This is a genomic window from Variovorax sp. LARHSF232 (assembly GCF_052871435.1).
In genome coordinates this window covers 454,453-471,834 of record NZ_JBIXJS010000002.1, presented here as the reverse complement: position 1 = coordinate 471,834, position 17,382 = coordinate 454,453, and the positions used below count along the sequence as shown (strand labels likewise).

General features: G+C 67.4%; 18 protein-coding genes. 8 read left to right on the top strand and 10 right to left on the bottom strand.

Translation table 11 applies throughout. The features are described 5' to 3' along the window. Nucleotides 1-92 precede the first annotated feature (92 nt). From fba to ACIPRI_RS07615, 3 genes are all read right to left on the bottom strand, one after another. Nucleotides 93-1,157, bottom strand: a complete 1,065-nt coding sequence (fba, locus tag ACIPRI_RS07625) for a class II fructose-bisphosphate aldolase (RefSeq protein WP_446620814.1) — start codon at nucleotides 1,155-1,157, stop codon at nucleotides 93-95. A 178-nt stretch (nucleotides 1,158-1,335) separates the two neighbouring features. Beyond that, a complete protein-coding gene (locus ACIPRI_RS07620) occupies nucleotides 1,336-2,421 on the bottom strand; it encodes a threonine aldolase family protein (RefSeq protein WP_446620813.1) in 1,086 nt (361 codons plus the stop codon). Further along, nucleotides 2,418-3,410: a Bug family tripartite tricarboxylate transporter substrate binding protein gene (locus ACIPRI_RS07615; RefSeq protein WP_446620812.1), complete on the bottom strand. Its 993-nt coding sequence runs from the start codon at nucleotides 3,408-3,410 to the stop codon at nucleotides 2,418-2,420. The genes ACIPRI_RS07620 and ACIPRI_RS07615 overlap by 4 nt, the downstream gene beginning before the upstream one ends. A gap of 72 nt (nucleotides 3,411-3,482) precedes the next feature. Here ACIPRI_RS07615 and ACIPRI_RS07610 point away from each other — a divergent pair, with 72 nt between their 5' ends. After that, nucleotides 3,483-4,367, top strand: coding sequence for a LysR family transcriptional regulator (locus ACIPRI_RS07610; protein ID WP_446620811.1), 885 nt, complete (start codon nucleotides 3,483-3,485; stop codon nucleotides 4,365-4,367). Between the two features lie 21 nt (nucleotides 4,368-4,388). On the opposite strand, the gene pyk is transcribed toward ACIPRI_RS07610, so the two are convergent. Together pyk and ACIPRI_RS07600 are read right to left on the bottom strand one after the other, a co-directional pair. Continuing rightward, a complete protein-coding gene (gene pyk / locus ACIPRI_RS07605) occupies nucleotides 4,389-5,837 on the bottom strand; it encodes a pyruvate kinase (RefSeq protein WP_446620810.1) in 1,449 nt (482 codons plus the stop codon). 132 nt (nucleotides 5,838-5,969) lie between these two features. Continuing rightward, on the bottom strand, nucleotides 5,970-7,163 hold the full coding sequence (locus ACIPRI_RS07600) for a phosphoglycerate kinase (protein ID WP_446620809.1): 1,194 nt from the start codon (nucleotides 7,161-7,163) through the stop codon (nucleotides 5,970-5,972). Between the two features lie 195 nt (nucleotides 7,164-7,358). On the opposite strand from ACIPRI_RS07600, the gene ACIPRI_RS07595 reads away from it, so the two are divergent. Genes ACIPRI_RS07595 through ACIPRI_RS07570 form a run of 6 tightly spaced genes read left to right on the top strand, consistent with a single transcriptional unit; the run spans nucleotide 7,359 to nucleotide 12,866 of the window. Next, the gene (locus ACIPRI_RS07595) at nucleotides 7,359-7,913 is read left to right on the top strand and encodes a VOC family protein (protein WP_446620808.1); all 555 of its coding nucleotides are present in this window, start codon (nucleotides 7,359-7,361) and stop codon (nucleotides 7,911-7,913) included. After that, entirely contained in the window at nucleotides 7,906-9,030 is a 1,125-nt protein-coding gene (locus ACIPRI_RS07590; protein ID WP_446620807.1) for an alpha/beta hydrolase family protein, read from the top strand. Before ACIPRI_RS07595 ends, ACIPRI_RS07590 begins: the two co-directional genes overlap by 8 nt. 13 nt (nucleotides 9,031-9,043) lie before the next feature. After that, on the top strand, nucleotides 9,044-10,690 hold the full coding sequence (locus tag ACIPRI_RS07585) for an FAD-dependent monooxygenase (protein ID WP_446620806.1): 1,647 nt from the start codon (nucleotides 9,044-9,046) through the stop codon (nucleotides 10,688-10,690). Between the two features lie 14 nt (nucleotides 10,691-10,704). Beyond that, nucleotides 10,705-10,908 carry a DUF2783 domain-containing protein gene (locus ACIPRI_RS07580; RefSeq protein WP_446620805.1) on the top strand — a complete coding sequence of 68 codons (204 nt, stop codon included), beginning with the start codon at nucleotides 10,705-10,707 and terminating at the stop codon, nucleotides 10,906-10,908. After that, nucleotides 10,905-11,864, top strand: a complete 960-nt coding sequence (locus ACIPRI_RS07575) for an MBL fold metallo-hydrolase (protein WP_446620804.1) — start codon at nucleotides 10,905-10,907, stop codon at nucleotides 11,862-11,864. The genes ACIPRI_RS07580 and ACIPRI_RS07575 overlap by 4 nt, the downstream gene beginning before the upstream one ends. 30 nt (nucleotides 11,865-11,894) lie before the next feature. Then, complete coding sequence (locus ACIPRI_RS07570) at nucleotides 11,895-12,866, top strand: Bug family tripartite tricarboxylate transporter substrate binding protein (protein ID WP_446620803.1); 972 nt, start codon at nucleotides 11,895-11,897, stop codon at nucleotides 12,864-12,866. A 24-nt stretch (nucleotides 12,867-12,890) separates the two neighbouring features. On the opposite strand, the gene ACIPRI_RS07565 is transcribed toward ACIPRI_RS07570, so the two are convergent. The 5 genes from ACIPRI_RS07565 to def are packed head-to-tail and all read right to left on the bottom strand — an operon-like array spanning nucleotide 12,891 to nucleotide 15,983. Then, nucleotides 12,891-13,220, bottom strand: a complete 330-nt coding sequence (locus ACIPRI_RS07565) for an AzlD domain-containing protein (protein WP_446620802.1) — start codon at nucleotides 13,218-13,220, stop codon at nucleotides 12,891-12,893. Beyond that, the gene (locus ACIPRI_RS07560; RefSeq protein WP_446620801.1) at nucleotides 13,217-13,957 is read right to left on the bottom strand and encodes an AzlC family ABC transporter permease; all 741 of its coding nucleotides are present in this window, start codon (nucleotides 13,955-13,957) and stop codon (nucleotides 13,217-13,219) included. The genes ACIPRI_RS07565 and ACIPRI_RS07560 overlap by 4 nt, the downstream gene beginning before the upstream one ends. Before the next feature lie 6 nt (nucleotides 13,958-13,963). Then, nucleotides 13,964-14,935 (bottom strand): methionyl-tRNA formyltransferase, encoded by a 972-nt coding sequence (gene fmt / locus ACIPRI_RS07555; RefSeq protein ID WP_446620800.1) that lies wholly within the window; start codon nucleotides 14,933-14,935, stop codon nucleotides 13,964-13,966. Then, nucleotides 14,932-15,441, bottom strand: coding sequence for a hypothetical protein (locus ACIPRI_RS07550; RefSeq protein WP_446620799.1), 510 nt, complete (start codon nucleotides 15,439-15,441; stop codon nucleotides 14,932-14,934). Before ACIPRI_RS07550 ends, fmt begins: the two co-directional genes overlap by 4 nt. A 5-nt stretch (nucleotides 15,442-15,446) precedes the next feature. After that, the gene (gene def, locus ACIPRI_RS07545; protein WP_446620798.1) at nucleotides 15,447-15,983 is read right to left on the bottom strand and encodes a peptide deformylase; all 537 of its coding nucleotides are present in this window, start codon (nucleotides 15,981-15,983) and stop codon (nucleotides 15,447-15,449) included. Nucleotides 15,984-16,151: 168 nt separating this feature from the next. On the opposite strand from def, the gene ACIPRI_RS07540 reads away from it, so the two are divergent. Next, nucleotides 16,152-17,369, top strand: a complete 1,218-nt coding sequence (locus ACIPRI_RS07540; protein WP_446620797.1) for a LysM peptidoglycan-binding domain-containing protein — start codon at nucleotides 16,152-16,154, stop codon at nucleotides 17,367-17,369. Nucleotides 17,370-17,382 lie beyond the last annotated feature (13 nt).

Sequence of the window (17,382 nt, the reverse complement as noted above, 5' to 3'; positions counted from 1 at the left end):
AGCGGGAAAGGATTCCAAAAGGCGCGAAAGGACGATTGTGCGCGCGGAAAAAAGCCACCGCGAACGGTGGCTTGCGAGAAGTGGGGAAAGGCTTAAATGACTTCTTGCGCCAGCTCGCCCTTGGCGTACCTGGCAGCCACGACCTGCAGGTTGTCGCCCTTGATCTTGGCGCCCTGGCCTTCGCAGCCGAACTCGATGTAGCGCTGCTTGCAGATCTGCTTGGCCGCCTCGCGGGCCGGCTTGAGCCATTCGCGGGCGTCGAACTTCTCGGGGTTCTCGGCCAGGAACTTGCGCACCGCGCCGGTCATCGCCAGGCGGATGTCGGTGTCGATGTTGATCTTGCGCACGCCGTGCTTGATGGCCTCTTGAATTTCTTCCACCGGCACGCCATAGGTTTCCTTCATGTTGCCGCCGAACTGGCGAATGATGGCCAGCAGTTCCTGCGGCACGCTCGAAGAGCCGTGCATCACCAGGTGCGTGTTGGGAATGCGGCGGTGGATTTCCTTGATGCGGTCGATCGCCAGGATGTCGCCGGTGGGCTTGCGGGTGAACTTGTAGGCGCCATGGCTGGTGCCGATGGCGATCGCCAGTGCGTCGATCTGGGTGCGCTTGACGAAGTCGGCGGCCTGCTCGGGGTCGGTGAGCAGTTGGTCGCGCGTCATGGTCGCGTCGGTGCCGTGGCCGTCTTCCTTGTCGCCCTTCATGGTCTCCAGCGAGCCCAGGCAGCCGAGCTCGCCCTCGACCGTGACGCCCACCATGTGGGCCATCTGCGTCACCTTCTTGGTGACGTCGACGTTGTAGTCGTAGCTGGCGATGGTCTTGCCGTCGGACTCGAGCGAGCCGTCCATCATGACGGAGCTGAAGCCCAGGTCGATCGCGCCCTTGCAGACATCGGGGCTCTGGCCGTGGTCCTGGTGCATCACCAGCGGGATGTTGGGGTATTGCTCGATGGCAGCAGCAATCAGATGCTTGATGAAGGCTTCGCCGGCGTACTTGCGGGCGCCCGCGCTGGCTTGCAGGATCACCGGCGCGCCGGTTTCCTTGGCCGCTTCCATCACGGCCTGCACCTGTTCGAGGTTGTTGACGTTGAAAGCCGGAATGCCGTAGCCGTTGGCGGCGGCGTGGTCGAGCAGTTCGCGCATCGAAACGAGTGCCATGGGAATACCTCGCGGGGAATTGTTGGAAAGACAGTGAAGAACTGCCCGTGATTCTACCGAGGGGCCTCCCAGGCCGGCCCAATGACCAGCCCGCGAAGCATGCAAAGGCCCAGGGCCTACGCGCTTTCGCGCCGGGGTCCGACACGCACCGTGGGCTGACGGGTTGCCTGCGTGGCGTTCAGCCTACGTTCGTTTCCGCCACGGAACCGAAGGCCGCCACGGCCAGGTCGATCTCACGGTCGCCGATGTGGCGGTGGGTGACGCAGCGCAGCCGATGCCTGCCCCACGGACGCACCAGGACGCCGAACTTCTTGAGCGCGGACACCCATTGATCGGCATCGAGCCCGGTGGCGCTCACATCGACCTGCACGATGTTGGTCTGGGGAATGTTGGTCGACAGGCCCGGGATTTGCCCCACCCCGCCCGCGAGCCGGCGCGCGCTGGCATGGTCCTGCGCGAGCCGCTCGACCATGGCGGTGACGGCCACCAGCCCCGCGGCCGCGGCAATGCCCACCTGGCGCTGGCCGCCGCCGAGCATCTTTCGAAGCCATCGCGCACGTTCGATGGCGGCCGCTGGCCCGGCAAGCACCGCGCCCATCGGCGCACTGAGCCCCTTGGACAGGCACAGCGCCACGGTGTCGGCGAAGGCGGCGATGCGTGCCGCCGGCACCTCCAGCGCCACCGCCGCGTTCATCAGCCGCGCGCCGTCGAGGTGGACGGCGGCACCCCTTTGCTTCGAAGCCTCGAACACGGCCTGCATGTGCGCGAGCGGCAGGACCGCGCCGCCGGCATTGTTGTGCGAGGTCTCCACGCACACGAGGGCGGCTCGCAGCTTGTTGCGGCCCGGTTCGAGCGCTTCGTGCAGCAGGTCCAGGTCCATCGCGCCATCGACGCCCGCGATGCCCTGGTAGAAGGTGCCGGTCAGCGCGGCCGCGCCGCGTTCGATCAGGTAGATGTGCGATGCCGCTTCGGCGAGCACGAGTTCCTGGCGCCCGGCCTGCGCGAGGATGGCCAGGAGATTGGCCATCGTCGCGCTCGGCACGTACAGCGCGGCCTCTTTTCCGAGCATGTCGGCGGTCGCGGCCTCCAGCGCCTGCGCGGTCGGATCGCCGTCGAGTCCGTCGTCGCCCAGCGGTGCGCGGGCCATGCGTTCGTACATTTGCGCGGTCGGCAGCGTCACCGTGTCGCTGCGAAGGTCCACCACCGCCGCCGCCTGCGGATGGTCGTCGGACGGCGGGATCGCCATGATGCGGGGCTGCGTCATTCCGCGGTCGCGCCGGTGGCCTTGACAAGCGCCGCCCACTTCTTTCGCTCGCCCTGCAGGAAGGCGTCGAAGCTCTCGGGCGTGCCGGTCCGAACATAGACGCCGCGCGCCGCCAGGCTGGCGCGGACCTCCGCCGAATCGAGCACGCGATTGATTTCGCGATTCATGGTCCGGACGATGTGCTCCGGTGTCTTCGCGGGCACCACGACGCCGTAGAGCGTGTAGTACTCGAAGCCCTTGAAGCCGCTCTCGATGAAGGTGGGCACATCGGGCAACGACACGTCCCTGGCGCCCGAGGTCACCGCGAGCGCGCGGAGCTTGCCGCCCTTGATCAGCGGCAGCGCGGAGACCAGCGAGGAGATGTAGAAATCGACCTGCCCGCCGAGCATGTCCGCCATCGCCGGGCCGCCGCCCTTGTAGGGCACGTGCAGCAGGTTCGCCCCCGCCGTGACGCGCAGGTTCTCGGCCACCAGGTGCCCGACCGTGCCGTTGCCCGAGGACGCATAGGCGAGCTGTTTCTTCTTCGCGCCCGAAAGCAGGGCCGCGAGGCTGTCGAACGGACTGTCGGCCCGCACGACCAGCACCGACACGCCGGTGCCGACCAGCGCCACCGGCGCGAGATCCTTGACGGGATCGAAGCTGAGCTTGCTGTAGAGAAACTGGTTCACCGCCAGGTTGCTGGTTTCGCCGAGCACGGCGGTGTAGCCGTCGGGCGGCGACTTCGCGCCGAAATCCATGCCGATGTTGTTGCCCGCACCGGGCTTGGTGTCGACGACAACCTGCCACTTGGCCTGTTCGCCCAGCTTGGCCGCGAGAAGGCGGCAGATGGCATCGGTGCCGCCGCCCGGTGGACTGGGCGAGACCAGGTGGATGGCGCGCTCGGGCGTCCAGGCGTCGGACGCCTGCGCCTGCCACGCGGCGAGCGCAAGCCCCAGCATGCATGCCAGCCTTTTGGCGAGTGCGAAAGAAGGATGTCGGGTGGTGTTCATGGCAACACGATCGTAGGTATGACATGAAATGAGTAAAGCGATATATTGAAACGTCAACTGTGAGGATTTCTCATGAATCTCGCCATGCTGGTCACGTTGAGAACCATCCTCGAGCAGGGCAGCTTCACCGCGGCCGCCGCCGCCGTGGGCTGCAGCCCGAGCGCGGTAAGCCTGCAGGTCAAGCAGCTCGAGCAGTATTTCGGCAAGCCGCTGTTCGACCGCTCGACCCGCGTGGTGGCGCCCACTGCCTTTGCGCGCGAGGTGATGGAGGCCGTCGGCGACTTCTCGCACAGGCTCCAGATGCTCCGCGTTCGCCCGGCAGTGGAAGTAGCGGGCCGGGTCCGGATCGGCGTGATCACCAGCATGCAGAGCGACGTGCTGCCGCGGGCGCTTCACGTGCTTCGCCAGCGGCATCCTTCGCTGGATGTGGTGGTGCCGCCGCTCAACGACAGCGGCGAACTGATGTCCGAACTGAAGGCGGCGCGGCTCGACCTGGCTTTGCTCGTCAGGCCGGAATCCGGCGGCTCGCGCCGGCTCGTCTGGCGGGAGCTGCATCGCCAGCCCTACGTGCTGCTGGCGCCGCCGGACGCCACCGCGAGGACGCCGAGGCAGTTGCTCGAGGCCTGCGACTGGATCGGCTACGACCTGTCGATCCCTGGAGGACGCGTGGCCGCGCGGTACGTGCGCGGCCAGGTTCCGAATGCGCGCTGCACGCTGGAACTGCGCTCGGTCGACGCCATCGTCGCCATGGTTGCGCAGGGCCTGGGGGTTTCCGTCGTGCCCCGGCCCCGGCGTCCTCTGGTCGATGCCTATGGCGTGCGCGAAGTGAGCCTCGGGCGCCGTGCGCCGGTTCGCAAGCTCGCGCTGGTCTGGCGCAGCTCGGACGCCGGCAACCGCAACCTCGAAGCTGCAGCCGAGGCCTTTGCCGCGGCTTTCGACATGCGCTCGCCCTCTTGAGACGCCGCCGAGCGAAGCGGCTCAGGCCACCCGGCAGATCTTGAGCATGTTGGTGCCGCCCGGCTCGCCCATCGGTTCGCCGCAGGTGATGGCATAGATGTCGCCGCTTTGCACGATGCCGCGGCGCTTGAGGTGCGCCTCGGCCTGGGCCAGGGCCGTGTCGCGATCGCTTTCCGAGTTCATCAGGAGCGGGCGCACGTTGCGGTACAGGGCCATCTTGCGCTGGGTCGCCAGGCGCGAGGTGAGCGCGTACATAGGGATGTGGGCGCGATGGCGGCTCATCCACAGCGGGGTCGAACCCGACTCGGTCAGCGCCACGATGGCCTTGGCGCCCAGGTGGTGCGCGGTGAACAGGGCGCCCATGGCGATCGACTGATCGATGCGGCTGTAGTTCTGGCCGCTGAAGTCGGCATCCAGGCGCAGGTCTTCCGCCCCCTCGGCCGCCTCGCAGATGCGGCTCATTTCCTGCACCGTCTCCAGCGGGTACTTGCCCGAGGCCGTCTCGGCCGACAGCATCACCGCGTCGGTGCCGTCCAGCACGGCGTTGGCCACGTCGCTCACCTCGGCGCGGGTGGGCACCGGGTTGGTGATCATGGATTCCATCATCTGCGTGGCGGTGATGACGACCTTGTCCATCTCGCGCGCCATGCGGATCATCTTTTTCTGCAGCGCCGGCACGGCGGCGTTGCCCACTTCCACCGCGAGGTCGCCACGCGCCACCATGATGCCGTCGCTGGCGGAGAGGATTTCTTCCAGCTTCGGGATCGCCTCGGCACGCTCGATCTTGGCGATCAGGGCCGGCTTGTGGCCGAACTCGGCGGCCGCCACGTTGCACAGCTGGCGCGCCATTTCCATGTCGGTGGCGTTCTTCGGGAAGCTCACCGCCACGTAGTCGGCCTGGAAGCTCATCGCGGTCTTGATGTCTTCCATGTCCTTGGCCGTCAGGGCCGGTGCCGTAAGGCCGCCGCCCTGCTTGTTGATGCCCTTGTTGTTGGACAGGTCGCCGCCCAGGCGCACGGTGGTATGCACGGCCTCGCCCTTCACGGCGTCGACGGACAGCACGATCAGGCCGTCGTTGAGCAGCAGGCGGTCGCCCGGCTTCACGTCGCGCGGCAAGTCCTTGTAGTCCAGGCCGACGGCGTTGATGTCGCCCAGTTCGGTACGGGCGCCATCCAGGATGAACTTGGCGCCCGCTTCCAGCCGCACCCGGCCTTCGGCGAACTTGCCGACGCGGATCTTCGGACCCTGCAGGTCGGCCATGATCGCGATCTCGCGGCCGGCGCGGCGGGCCGCTTCGCGCACCATGGCAGCGCGCTCGATGTGGTCCTGCGCGGTGCCGTGACTGAAGTTGAGCCGCATGCAGCTCACCTTGTGGTGGATCATCTGCTCGATCATCTCGACCGTGTTGGTGGCGGGGCCGAGCGTGGCCACGATCTTGGTGGCGTGGCGAGGAAGGCGGACGGCGTCCATGGTGCGAGTCTCCTGGTGATTCGTTGTGGCTATCTCACATAGAAATATATCATTGCGCTATGTGATATTTGTGACTGCATAACTGAAATTCCCGCACCGAATAGAGACCGCCGAGCCGTGGCCCGGCCCGCTTCATTGCGCCCGCTTGGCCAGGATTTCGAAGGCCGGAAGCGTCTTGCCCTCCAGCACTTCCAGAAAGGCGCCGCCACCGGTGGAGATGTAGCCCACCTTGTCCTCGATGCCGTACTTGGCGATGGCCGCCAGGGTGTCGCCCCCGCCGGCGATCGAGAAGGCGCTGCTGTCCGCAATGGCGCGGGCGATCGCCTCGGTGCCCTTGGCGAAGGCGTCGAACTCGAACACGCCCACCGGGCCGTTCCAGACGATGGTGCCGGCCTGGCGCAGTTGCGCTGCCAGCATCTCTGCCGTCTTGGGGCCGATGTCCAGGATCAGGTCGTCGTCGGCCACTTCATTGGCTGCCTTGACGGTCGCCGGCGCATCGGCCGCAAAGGTCTTGGCGCACACCACGTCGACCGGAATCGGCACCGCCGCGCCGCGCGCGCGCATGGCCTCGATCACCGACTTGGCCTGGTCGACCAGGTCGGCCTCGGCCAGCGACTTGCCGATGGACAGGCCGGCGGCCAGCATGAAGGTGTTGGCAATGCCGCCACCGACGATGAGCTGGTCCACCTTGCTGGCCAGGCTGTTGAGGATGGTGAGCTTGGTGCTGACCTTGGAGCCGGCGACGATCGCCACCAGCGGGCGCTTGGGGTCGCGCAGGGCGCGCGTGATGGCGTCGATCTCGGCCGCCAGCAGCGGTCCGGCGCAGGCGGTTTTGGCGTACTGGGCAATGCCGTAGGTCGAGGCCTCGGCGCGGTGCGCGGTGCCGAAGGCGTCGTGCACGAAGATGTCGCACAGTGCGGCCATCTTCTGCGCCAGGGCCGGATCGTTCTTCTTCTCGCCCTTGTTGAGGCGGCAGTTCTCCAGCAGCACCACGTTGCCCGGTTTCACGTCGACGCCGTTCTCGACCCAGTTGGCAACCAGCGGCACCTCGCGGCCCAGCAGCTCACCCAGGCGCGCGGCGACCGGCGCCAGCGAATCCGCCAGCTTGAACTCGCCCTCGGTCGGGCGGCCCAGGTGCGAGGTGACCATCACCGCCGCGCCGGCGTCGAGCGCCTGGCGGATGCAGGGCACGGACGCGCGGATGCGCGTGTCCTCGCTGATGCGGCCGGCATCGTCTTGCGGCACGTTGAGGTCGGCGCGGATGAACACGCGTTGCCCGGCAGCTTTGCCTTGGGCGCACAGATCGGTGAAGCGGAGGACGTTCATGGGAGGAAATTGGGAATGGGCGGGCGGCAAGCCCGAAGACTGGAAAGACAAAGCCGGATTTTAGGTTTCGCACCGCTTGCACCGGAAGGCGGCTCGATGGGCCCATGCTGGCCGGCAACCAATATGCTTTGCTTATGAATTCATGAATTGATTTCGTTTGATTCATGAGCCATGGCGGCGCCCAATGCCGCCCTTATGAATGCCCCCTTCCCTTTGCCGGCGGTGCCGGTGCGCGGCCTGCATCACTTCGCCTGGCGCTGCCGCGACGCCGAAGAAACCCGCCACTTCTACGAAGACCTGCTGGGCCTGCCGCTGGTGCACGTGATCAAGAGCGACCACGTGCCCAGCACCGGCGAGTACTGCCCCTACGTGCACATCTTCTTCCAGATGGCCGACGGCTCCTACATCGCCTTCTTCGACCTGGGCGACAACCAGAAGGCCCAGCCTTCGCCCAACACCCCCGCCTGGGTGAACCACCTGGCGCTGCAGGTCGATTCGGTCGACGCGCTGCTGGCCGCCAAGGTGCGGCTGGAAGCCGCCGGCGTGGAAGTGCTGGGCGTCACCGACCACCACATCATCGAGTCGATCTACTTCTTCGACCCCAACGGCATCCGCCTGGAATTCACCACCCCCACGGTGACCAAGGCGACGATGGACGCGCACGCGCTGCGCGCACGCGCCGAACTCGATGCATGGTCGATGCGCAAGGCGCAATCGATCGCCGCCGGGGAGGGAGCGCGCCATGGCTGATCCGCAACTGGCCGTCATCGACGTCAAGCCGGGTGCAGCGCTGGAAAGCCAATCGGGCCTGCAGATGCTGCGCCCGCGAATCTACGGCGCCTTCGTGGCACCGCCGGCCGACCGCAAGAAGATCGCGGCCATCGTGATGCACCCGACCAGCAACTTCATGGGGCATTACCTGATCGCCCCGCTGGCCGCGCGCGGCATCTGCTGCATGGGCCTGAATTCGCGCTATGCCGGCAACGACACGGTGCTGCTGATGGAGCGTGCCATCCAGGACCTGGGGGCCGGCGTGCAGTACCTTCGCCATGCCGGCTACGAGAAGGTGTTTCTCATCGGCAATTCGGGCGGTGCGGCGCTGGCCAGCTTCTACCAGGCGCAGGCCGAGCAGCTGACGGCCCACCACTTCCCGGACGGCGACCCGACGCACCTGCATCCGTCGGACCTGCCGCCGGTGGATGGCATCGCGCTGTGCGCCGCGCACCTGGGCCGCTCGCGGCTGATGCGCGACTGGATCGATCCTTCCGTCACTGACGAGCACGACCCGCTGTCGGTCGATCCGGAACTCGACATGTACGACGCCCGGCACCGCATGCCCTACGACGCGGACTTCCTGGCGCGCTTCTCCGCCGCGCAGAAAGCGCGGCTGGATCGCATCGAGCACTGGGCGATCGAGCGCCTGGCGCAACTGCGTGCCACGCCCGGCGCCCCGCGCGACCAAAGCTTTGTGGTCTATCGCACCCATGCCGATCCGCGCTGCGTCGATCTCTCGCTCGACGCCAACGACCGCGCGCCCGGCAGCGTGTGGGGCGATGCGCGCGCGGTGAACTACTCGGCCAATGCGATGGGGCGCACCACGTCGCTCACGGCCTTCCTGTCGCAATGGTCCTCGCGCTCGCAGGCGGACGGGCCGAGCAACCTGGCACGTACCTCGGTGCCCTTGCTGCTGCTGACCTACACCGCCGACCAGTCCACTTTTCCCAGTACCCGCGATGCCTGGCTGGCCGCCGGCGGCGAGCGCATCCGCAACGTCGACATCGTGGGCGGCAACCACTACCTGGCCGGCCAGCCGCAGTTGGTGCCGCAGGCAGCGGAGGCGATTGCGCAATGGGCGCAGGCCCTGTGAAGCCGGAAGAACGATGACGAGCTACACCTTCGCGCCCGAGTACGAGCTGCCGCACTGGCCCTTCTTGCCCCCGCCGGAACTGAACAGCGACAAGACGACGCGCCACCCCATCGTGATCGTCGGCGCCGGCCCCGCCGGCTTGACGCTGGCCTGTGACCTCGCCAGCCGCGGCGTGCGCGCCATCCTGCTGGACGACGACGACACCGTGGGCGTGCGCGGCGCCTCCTCGCGCGGCATCTGCTATGCGCAAAAGAGCCTGGAGATCTTCGCGCGGCTGGGCATCTACCAGCGCATCGCCGACAAGGGCATCACCTGGTCCTTCGGCCGCACCTTCTCGGGCGAGCGCGAGGTCTACAGCTTCAACCTGAAGGCCGATTCGGTGTCGGTGCAGCCACCCTTCATCAACCTGCAGCAGTTCTATGTCGAGTGGTTCCTGGTGGAACGCGTCCTCGAGCTGGGTCTGACCGACCTGCGCTGGAACAACCGGGTGACGCAGGTGACGCCGCTGCAGGGCGGCGTGCGCGTCGAGATCGAGACGCCCGCCGGCTCCTACACGATCGAGGCCGACCACCTGATCGACGCCACCGGCGCCAACAGCCCGATCCGCACGCAGCTGGGCATCGACGCGCATCCCTCGCGCAGCACCGACCGCTGGTGCATCAGCGACGTGCGCTTCAGGAAGCCGCTGCCCACCGAGCGCTGGACCTGGGTCGACGCGCCTTTCAACGAAGGCCGCGGCGTCTGGCAGCACCTGATGGCCGATGGCGTCTGGCGCATCGACTACCAGATGCCGGAAGACTGCGACGTGGCCGAGATCAGCAAGCCCGAGGTGGCCGGCGCGCGCCTGCGCGAGCAACTCGGGCCGGACGTCGAGTTCGAGTTCGTCTGGATCGGCCCCTACGGCTACCGCGACCACCTGCTGGACAACTTCCGCCACGGCCGCATCCTCTTCATCGGCGACGCCGCCCACGTGGTGAGCCCCTTCGGCGCGCGCGGTGGCAACACCGGCATCCAGGACGCCGCCAACCTCGGGTGGAAGCTGGCGCTGGTGGTTCAAGGCCAAGCCGGCGATGAACTGCTGGACAGCTACGACGCCGAGCGGCGTCCGGCCGCGGCGGAGAACCTGCAGGTCACCAGCCGCTCGGCGCGATTCCTGGCACCGCGCAGCCAGGCCGAGCACGTGATGCGGCGCGCCGTGGTGGACCTGGCGGCACGCCACCCCTTTGCCCGCGCGCTGGTCAACACCGGGCGCATGTCGGTCGCCAACGACTATCCGGCGGCGCCGCACCTGCCCGAGGGTGCGATGACGGTACAGAACATCCCGCTTGCAATGCAGGACGGCACGCCGACCAGCGTGATGGAACTGCTGCGCGGCAATGGCGGCACGCAGTGCCTCGGCTTGTGGTTCGCACCCACCCACGCGCAAGCCGCCGAAGCGGTCAACCTGCAAGGCAGCTTGCCGCTGCGCTTGCTGGCGGTCGGCGGCGACAGCGGCCTGCCCACCTTGCAAGCCAGCGAGCCGCTGGCTTGCCATCTGGGCAACCCACCGCCAGGCAGCCTGGTGCTGGTGCGCCCCGATGCCTATCGCGCAGCCTGCCTCGCCAAGCCCGACGCGCGATCCATCGCAGCCTTCGTGCGCCGCGCCATGTCGCTGCGCTGAACACTAGAAGAAGCATGATCACCGAGCCCCACATCCTCGACCCCGACGGCTTCTACGCGGCCTGGCTGCAGTCCCACGAAGGCCTCAGCGAGACGCAAAGCGCCGACCTCAATGCGCGCCTGGTGCTGCTCTTGGCCAACCAGTGCGGCGACCCGGCGGTGCTGCTCGACTGCATCGCCGCCGCACGCGAATCCACACCACAAGACATCCACGCATGACCGCTTCCGTCTCCTTCGCCTCCGCGTCAGACACCCGCGAGCAGAAGCCCCAGCTGCGCGAACTCGCGCCCGACGTGTACGGCTACATCAGCGACTTCGATCCCAACTGCGGCTTCATCGTCGGCCACGACCAGGTGGTCTTGATCGACACCCGGCCCACGCCGCGCATGGCGCGCGACTTCCTGGCCGACATACGCGCCGTCACCGACAAACCGATACGCACCATCGTCCTGACGCACTACCACGCGGTGCGCGTGATGGGCGCCAGCGCCTTTGAAGAAGCGCAAGCCGTCATCGCCAGCCAGGGCACGCTGGACTGGGTGCGCGAGCGCGGCCAGGCCGATTTCGAATCGGAAGTGGGCCGCTTCCCGCGCCTCTTCGCCGGTGTGGAAGAGATTCCCGGCCTCACCGTGCCCACCATCAGCTTCGAGCGCGAGATGAACCTGTGGCTGGGCGGGCTTGAAGTGCGCCTGATGTGCCTGGGCCGCGGCCACTCCGGCGGCGACACCGTGGCCTGGCTGCCCGACTGCGGCGTGCTGTTCTCGGGCGACGTGGTGGAGAACCACTGCGGCGTCTATGCCGGCGACGCCTACATCCAGGACTGGGCCGGCACCCTGGATGCAGTGGCTGCGCTCAAGCCCCGGGTGCTGGTGCCCGGCCGCGGCGCGGTACTGCAAAGCGCCGGCGCCTGCGCCGAAGCGATCGCCCTCACGAAGGACTTCCTTTCCACCCTGCTGGTCAGCGTGCGCGAAGGCGTTGCCGCAGGCGAAGGCTTGCGCGGCTGCTTCCAGCGCGCCGAGCAGGCCATGGCGCCGCGCTTCGGCGACTGGCCGGTGTTCCAGCACGTGCTGCCTTTCGACGTGTCACGCGCCTTCGACGAACTGAGCGGCATCGAGCACCCGCGCATCTGGACCGCCGAGCGCGACCGCGCGCTGTGGCAAGTGCTGCGCAGCTGATTTCCTTTCGACAACCCTGGAGACAAAGCGATGAAGAAATTCCTGCGACTGATCGCCGCCGGCCTGATGCTGGCCGCGGCCAGCCATGCGCCCGCGCAAAGCGCCTACCCCAGCCAGCCGGTGCGCTGGATCGTGCCCTACGTGGCCGGCGGCGGCACCGACAACCTGGCGCGCGCGCTGGCCGAGGCGATGTCGCCCTCGCTGGGCCAGCCGATCGTCATCGACAACCGGCCCGGCGCTTCCACCAATATCGGCGTGTCGGTGCTGATGCAGGCCAAGCCCGACGGCTACACCATCATGCAGGCCGAAAACGCGGCGCTGCTCTTCAACGAGCACATGTTCGCCAAGCTGCCCTACAAGCCGGCGACCGACTTCACCTACATCGGCACCATCGGCCGCTTCCCGGTGGCGCTGGTGGTGCACCCGGACTTCCCGGCCAGGACGGTGGCGGAGTTCGTCGCCTACGTGAAGGCGCACCCCGACAAGGTGAGCTACGCCTCGCCCGGCAACGGCTCGCCGCATCACATGGCGATGGAGCTGTTCAAGCAGAAGGCCGGCATCAACATCCAGCACGTGCCCTACAAGGGCGCCGCGCCGGCCATGACCGACGTGATGGGCGGCCAGGTGCCGACCATGATGCTGGACCTGGCCTCGGGCCTGCCGATCATCAAGTCGGGCAAGGTGCGGGTGCTGGCCATCGCACTGCCGCAGCGCGCCGGCGCATTGCCTGATGTACCGACCTTCGTCGAACTGGGCTACAAGGACGTCAACGCCTATGCCTTCCACGGTCTGATCGGCCCAACCGGCATGTCGCCCGAAGCGGTGAGCCGACTCAATGGCGAGCTGAAGAAGGCGATGCAGGCGCCCAAGGTGGCCAAGCTCTTTGCCGAGTTCGGCTTCGAGCCGCTGCCCGGCACGCCGCAGGATTTCTACAAGCTCGCGCGCGCCGAGAGCGATCGCTGGGGCAAGGTCATCAAGACCGCCGGCGTGCAGCTGGACTGATTCGAGACGACAGGACGGGAGGGGCTACCAGCCCAGCCCCAGGTGCAGCGGCAGGTAGACCGCCATGCCCACCAGCATGGTGCCCAGCACGCCGCGCCGCCAGAAGTAGTAGGCGGCGCCCACGAGTGATGCGTAGATGCGTGCGTCGTGCAGGTTGGGCACCAGGTGGCCGCTGGTCATGACGATCTCGGGGATGACGACCGCCGCCAGCGCGGCGATGGGCGCGTAGTGCAAGGCGCGATGCGCCCAGTCCGGCAGCCCCCAGGGCCGGTCGAGAATGAAGAAGAAGCAGCGCGTCAGCACGGTGACGCCGGCCAGGCCGACGATCACCGCCAAGGTCCACCAGTCGGTCATGCGTCGTCCTCCGCCGCCGGATTCGGCACGAAGCCCTTCTCGATCCAGAAGCACAGCATCACCGCGACGCCGATGGCCGCCACGATGTTGAGCTTGAGCGGAAAGGCATAGGCCGCCACCGCCGTCGCCCCAGCGATGAGGGCGGCCAGCACGCGCAGGCGCGAAGTCGCCATGGAGCACAGGATGCCCACGAGGCTCAGCACGCCGGCAAAGCCCAGGCCCCAGCTTTGAGGGATCAGGTTGCCCAGGGCCACGCCGATAAGGCTCATGCCCATCCACGACGCCCAGGTGACGAAGTAGCCGCCGGTGAGGTAGGCCTCCTGGCTGCGCCGCTGCGCGTCGGTGCTGGGCGGCTCGGGGTAGTGGCTGGTGAACATGGCATAGCTCATGTCGGCCGTGAGATAGCCGTGCGTCATGCGGCGCCAGCGCGGCAGGTGCATCAGGTAAGGCCGCAGGTGCAGGCTGAACACCACGAAGCGCAGGTTGACGCAAAAGCCGGTGGCCAGCACCACCCAGAAGGGCGCGCCCGCCACCAGCAGCGGAATGGAAGCCAGCTGCGAGCTGCCGGCATACACCAGCAAGGTCATGGCGACGGCCTCGACCACGCTCATGCCGGACTTGACCATGGCCACGCCGGTCATCAGCCCCCAGGCGCCGATGCCCAGCGCCACCGGCGCCATGTCGCGCAGGCCTTCTCTGAACGTCGGTTCGCGCCGTACGGAAGAAAGAAAGAACATCCGGCTTCAGTTCTCGAAGACCTGTCCGGCCTTCAGATCGAAGCCTCGCAAAAAGTCGGCCGCCGGCAGCCGCTTGCCGCCGGGCCGCTGCAGTTCGGTGGCAATGAGCTGCCCCTCGCCGGTGGCCACGCGAATGCCGCTGGGCGCTGCGTCCAGCACGGTGCCGGGCATCGCGTTGCCAGCAGCGGGATCCTGCGCCTCGCCGCGCGCGGCCCAGAGCTTGACGACTTCGCCGTCGATCACGCTGCTGGCGCCGGGAAAAGGATCGAAGGCGCGCACGCGCCGGGCGATCACGGCGGCCGGTTGCGTCCAGTCGATCTTGGCCTCGTGCTTCTCGATCTTGTGGGCGTAGGTGACGCCCCCCTGCGGCTGCGGCACCGGCTTCAGGGTGCCGGCCCGGGCGGCGTGCAGGGCCTCGACGATCAGGCGGCCGCCCAGCTCGGCCAGGCGGTCGTGCAGGCGGGCGGTGCTGTCGTCGTCGGCGATGGCGACGCGCTCTTCCATCAGCATGTCGCCGGTGTCCAGTCCCGCGTCCATCTGCATGATGGTGACGCCGGTCTCGACATCCCCGGCCTCGATGGCGCGGTGGATCGGCGCGGCGCCGCGCCAGCGCGGCAGCAGCGAGGCGTGGATGTTCAGGCAGCCCAGACGCGGCATGTCCAGCACCCACTGCGGCAGGATCAGGCCGTAGGCGGCCACCACCATCACGTCGGCACGCGCTGCCAGCAGGGCATCGCGGGCGGCGGCGGCATCTTCAGGGTACTTGCCGTCCAGCCGGAGGCTGCGCGGCTGGGCCACCGGCCAACCATGGGCCAGCGCACATTGCTTGACGGCGGAGGCCTGCAGCTTCATGCCGCGGCCGGCCGGGCGGTCGGGCTGGGTCAGCACCAGCACGACTTCGAGATCGCCGCCAGTGGCGGCAATGGCTTCCAGCGCCGAGCGTGCGAACTCCGGCGTTCCTGCGAAAACGACCCTCACGGGCGGAACCGACGACCCTCGTCGTACCTCAGGTCGTCACCCGTGTGATAGCGCCGCACCACGCCCTGGGGATCGAGGTAGATGTAGAGAAAGCGCGGGTTGTTGATCTGGAGATAACGCCAGGACCAGACGTTGCCGTTGAAGGAGCTCACGCGGGTGATTTCATAGGGGCGGCCGTAGGTGCGCAGCACATCGACCTCGCGCCACTTGTCGACCTGGATGGTGTCGCCGAAATAGAACTCGTCCATCTCCTGGATCACCGACGTGACCCGGCCGCTGGCGTCCAGGTCGATGTTGGTGACCTCGAAGCCCATCGGCGCGCGCGAATATTGCAGCCGCTCGCCGCCCTGGGCGAGCGGGTAGGTGGCGGTGGGTGGCCCCAGGCGCTGCAAGGTGTCGGCCCGGGTGGCGCCCGGCTGGACCCGGGTCGGCTCGCTGGCGCAGGCCGCCAGTGCCACCAGCGCGATGGCGGCGGCGGCGCGGCAAACGGCACGGCCTGCGCGCATGGTCTTCAAGCCCTTCTGGTGCGCTGCTGCGCTTCGCGCTGGTCCTCGCGCTGCAGCTTGAGCAGCTTGCTCTTGATGCGGTTGCGCTTGAGCGGCGAGAGGTATTCGACGAACACCTTGCCCAGCAAGTGGTCCAGCTCATGCTGCACGCACACCGCCAACAGGCCCTCGGCCTCGATGGTGCGCAGCTGGCCGTCGAGGTCCAGCGCCTGCGCCCGTACCGAGGTGGAGCGCTCCACCCCGTCGTAGATGCCGGGCACCGACAGGCAGCCCTCTTCGTTAAGCACTTTGTCCTCGCTGGCCCAGACGATTTCGGGATTGATCAGCACCAGGGGTTCGTTACGTTCTTCCGACACGTCGATCACCACCACGCGCTCATGCACGTCGACCTGCGTGGCCGCCAGGCCGATGCCGTTGGCGTCGTACATGGTTTCCAGCATGTCGGCCACCAGCGACTTGATGCGCGCGTCGACGCCCTGCACCGGCTTGGCCACCGTGTGCAGGCGCGGGTCCGGGTAACTAAGAATGTTTCTTTTCGCCATGGAGAGATCGTAGGTTGTCGCTATTTTCGCCACTTCCAGGGATGGGGGCGCTCGCAAAGCCTGATAAACGTTGCCCCCTCAAGGGCTTCAGCGCAGAATTCGTTGCAAATTGTGAGGATTTGTTCGAAGGCGTGCCTCTCATTTTCTGCGCATGCACATCATCCAACCATGAAGACATTCCGATCCGCCCACCGCCGTCTTTTCCGACCCCATCTGCTGGCCAGCTTGGCGGCGCTTGCAGTGCTCGGCGCCGGCGTATCGGCGGCGCATGCGCAGAACTACCCCATCACCCCCAAGCAGCGTGCCACCGCCCAGGCGACGGCACAGGCCGGCATCCCGGTGAGCGATCTGGCGGCGGGCGCGCCTGACGAATACACCGTCAAGCGCGGCGACACGCTGTGGGCCATTTCGCGCATGTACCTGAAGAGCCCATGGCGCTGGCCAGAGCTGTGGGGCATGAACATGGCGGACATCAAGAATCCGCACCTGATCTATCCCGGCCAGGTGCTGTACCTGGACAAGACCGACGGGCGCGCGCGCCTGTCCACCCGCGCCGGCAGCGGCACGGGCGGCACCATCAAGCTGTCGCCGCGCACGCGCTACGAATCGCTGGCCGGCATGGCCCTGCCCACGCTCAAGCCCAGCCTGATCGAGCCTTTCCTGACCGAGCCGGTGGTGGTCGACGAGAACACCCTGGCCAATGCGCCGCGCATCGTGGCCGGCAACGACAACCACGTGCTGCTGGCCCGCGGCGATCGGGCCTACGCCATCGGCAATTCCGAATCGCCGCTGATCGAGACCTCGGGCCCGATCAAGCAGTTCCGCATCTTCCGCAACGCCACGCCCCTGGTCGATCCGGCCAGCGGCGAAGTGCTCGGCTACGAAGCCCAGTACCTGGGCCGGGCCCAGCTGCAGCGCAGCCAGACCGTCGAGTCGCAGATGCAGGATGGCAAGCTGGTCACCAGCGTGGTGCCGGCCACCATCGACCTGATCGCGGCCAAGGAAGAAGTGCGCGCTGGCGACCGCCTGCTGCCCGAGCCGCCGCGCCAGCTCGTCAGCTATACGCCGCACGCCCCGGCCGGCCCGATGGACGGTGGCCGCATCATTTCGGTCTACGGCAACGCGGTGCAGTTCGCGGCGCAAAACCAGGTGGTGGCCATCAACAAGGGCCTGCGCGACGGCATCGAGAGCGGCAACGTGCTGGCCATCCTGAAAAATGGCGAAGTCATCACCGACAAGACCAACGGCACCAAGGAAACGCTCAAATTGCCGAATGAGCGCATCGGATTGCTGATGGTTTTCCGTCCCTTCGAAAAGGTGTCGTACGCTCTGGTCCTCGAGATCAGCGATGTGCCGAAAGCCGGTGACCTGCTGGTCAATCCGTAGGCACATCTTTTCA

Coding starts and splice junctions, on each gene's coding strand:
- ACIPRI_RS07570 (WP_446620803.1), top strand. CDS start 11,895: ATGAAGAAATTCCTGCGACTGATCGCCGCCGGCCTGATGCTGGCCGCG.
- ACIPRI_RS07565 (WP_446620802.1), bottom strand. CDS start 13,220: ATGACCGACTGGTGGACCTTGGCGGTGATCGTCGGCCTGGCCGGCGTC.
- ACIPRI_RS07595 (WP_446620808.1), top strand. CDS start 7,359: ATGAATGCCCCCTTCCCTTTGCCGGCGGTGCCGGTGCGCGGCCTGCAT.
- ACIPRI_RS07615 (WP_446620812.1), bottom strand. CDS start 3,410: ATGAACACCACCCGACATCCTTCTTTCGCACTCGCCAAAAGGCTGGCA.
- ACIPRI_RS07550 (WP_446620799.1), bottom strand. CDS start 15,441: ATGCGCGCAGGCCGTGCCGTTTGCCGCGCCGCCGCCGCCATCGCGCTG.
- ACIPRI_RS07620 (WP_446620813.1), bottom strand. CDS start 2,421: ATGACGCAGCCCCGCATCATGGCGATCCCGCCGTCCGACGACCATCCG.
- ACIPRI_RS07610 (WP_446620811.1), top strand. CDS start 3,483: ATGAATCTCGCCATGCTGGTCACGTTGAGAACCATCCTCGAGCAGGGC.
- ACIPRI_RS07580 (WP_446620805.1), top strand. CDS start 10,705: ATGATCACCGAGCCCCACATCCTCGACCCCGACGGCTTCTACGCGGCC.
- ACIPRI_RS07600 (WP_446620809.1), bottom strand. CDS start 7,163: ATGAACGTCCTCCGCTTCACCGATCTGTGCGCCCAAGGCAAAGCTGCC.
- ACIPRI_RS07590 (WP_446620807.1), top strand. CDS start 7,906: ATGGCTGATCCGCAACTGGCCGTCATCGACGTCAAGCCGGGTGCAGCG.
- ACIPRI_RS07575 (WP_446620804.1), top strand. CDS start 10,905: ATGACCGCTTCCGTCTCCTTCGCCTCCGCGTCAGACACCCGCGAGCAG.
- ACIPRI_RS07585 (WP_446620806.1), top strand. CDS start 9,044: ATGACGAGCTACACCTTCGCGCCCGAGTACGAGCTGCCGCACTGGCCC.
- def (WP_446620798.1), bottom strand. CDS start 15,983: ATGGCGAAAAGAAACATTCTTAGTTACCCGGACCCGCGCCTGCACACG.
- ACIPRI_RS07540 (WP_446620797.1), top strand. CDS start 16,152: ATGAAGACATTCCGATCCGCCCACCGCCGTCTTTTCCGACCCCATCTG.
- ACIPRI_RS07560 (WP_446620801.1), bottom strand. CDS start 13,957: ATGTTCTTTCTTTCTTCCGTACGGCGCGAACCGACGTTCAGAGAAGGC.
- pyk (WP_446620810.1), bottom strand. CDS start 5,837: ATGGACGCCGTCCGCCTTCCTCGCCACGCCACCAAGATCGTGGCCACG.
- fba (WP_446620814.1), bottom strand. CDS start 1,157: ATGGCACTCGTTTCGATGCGCGAACTGCTCGACCACGCCGCCGCCAAC.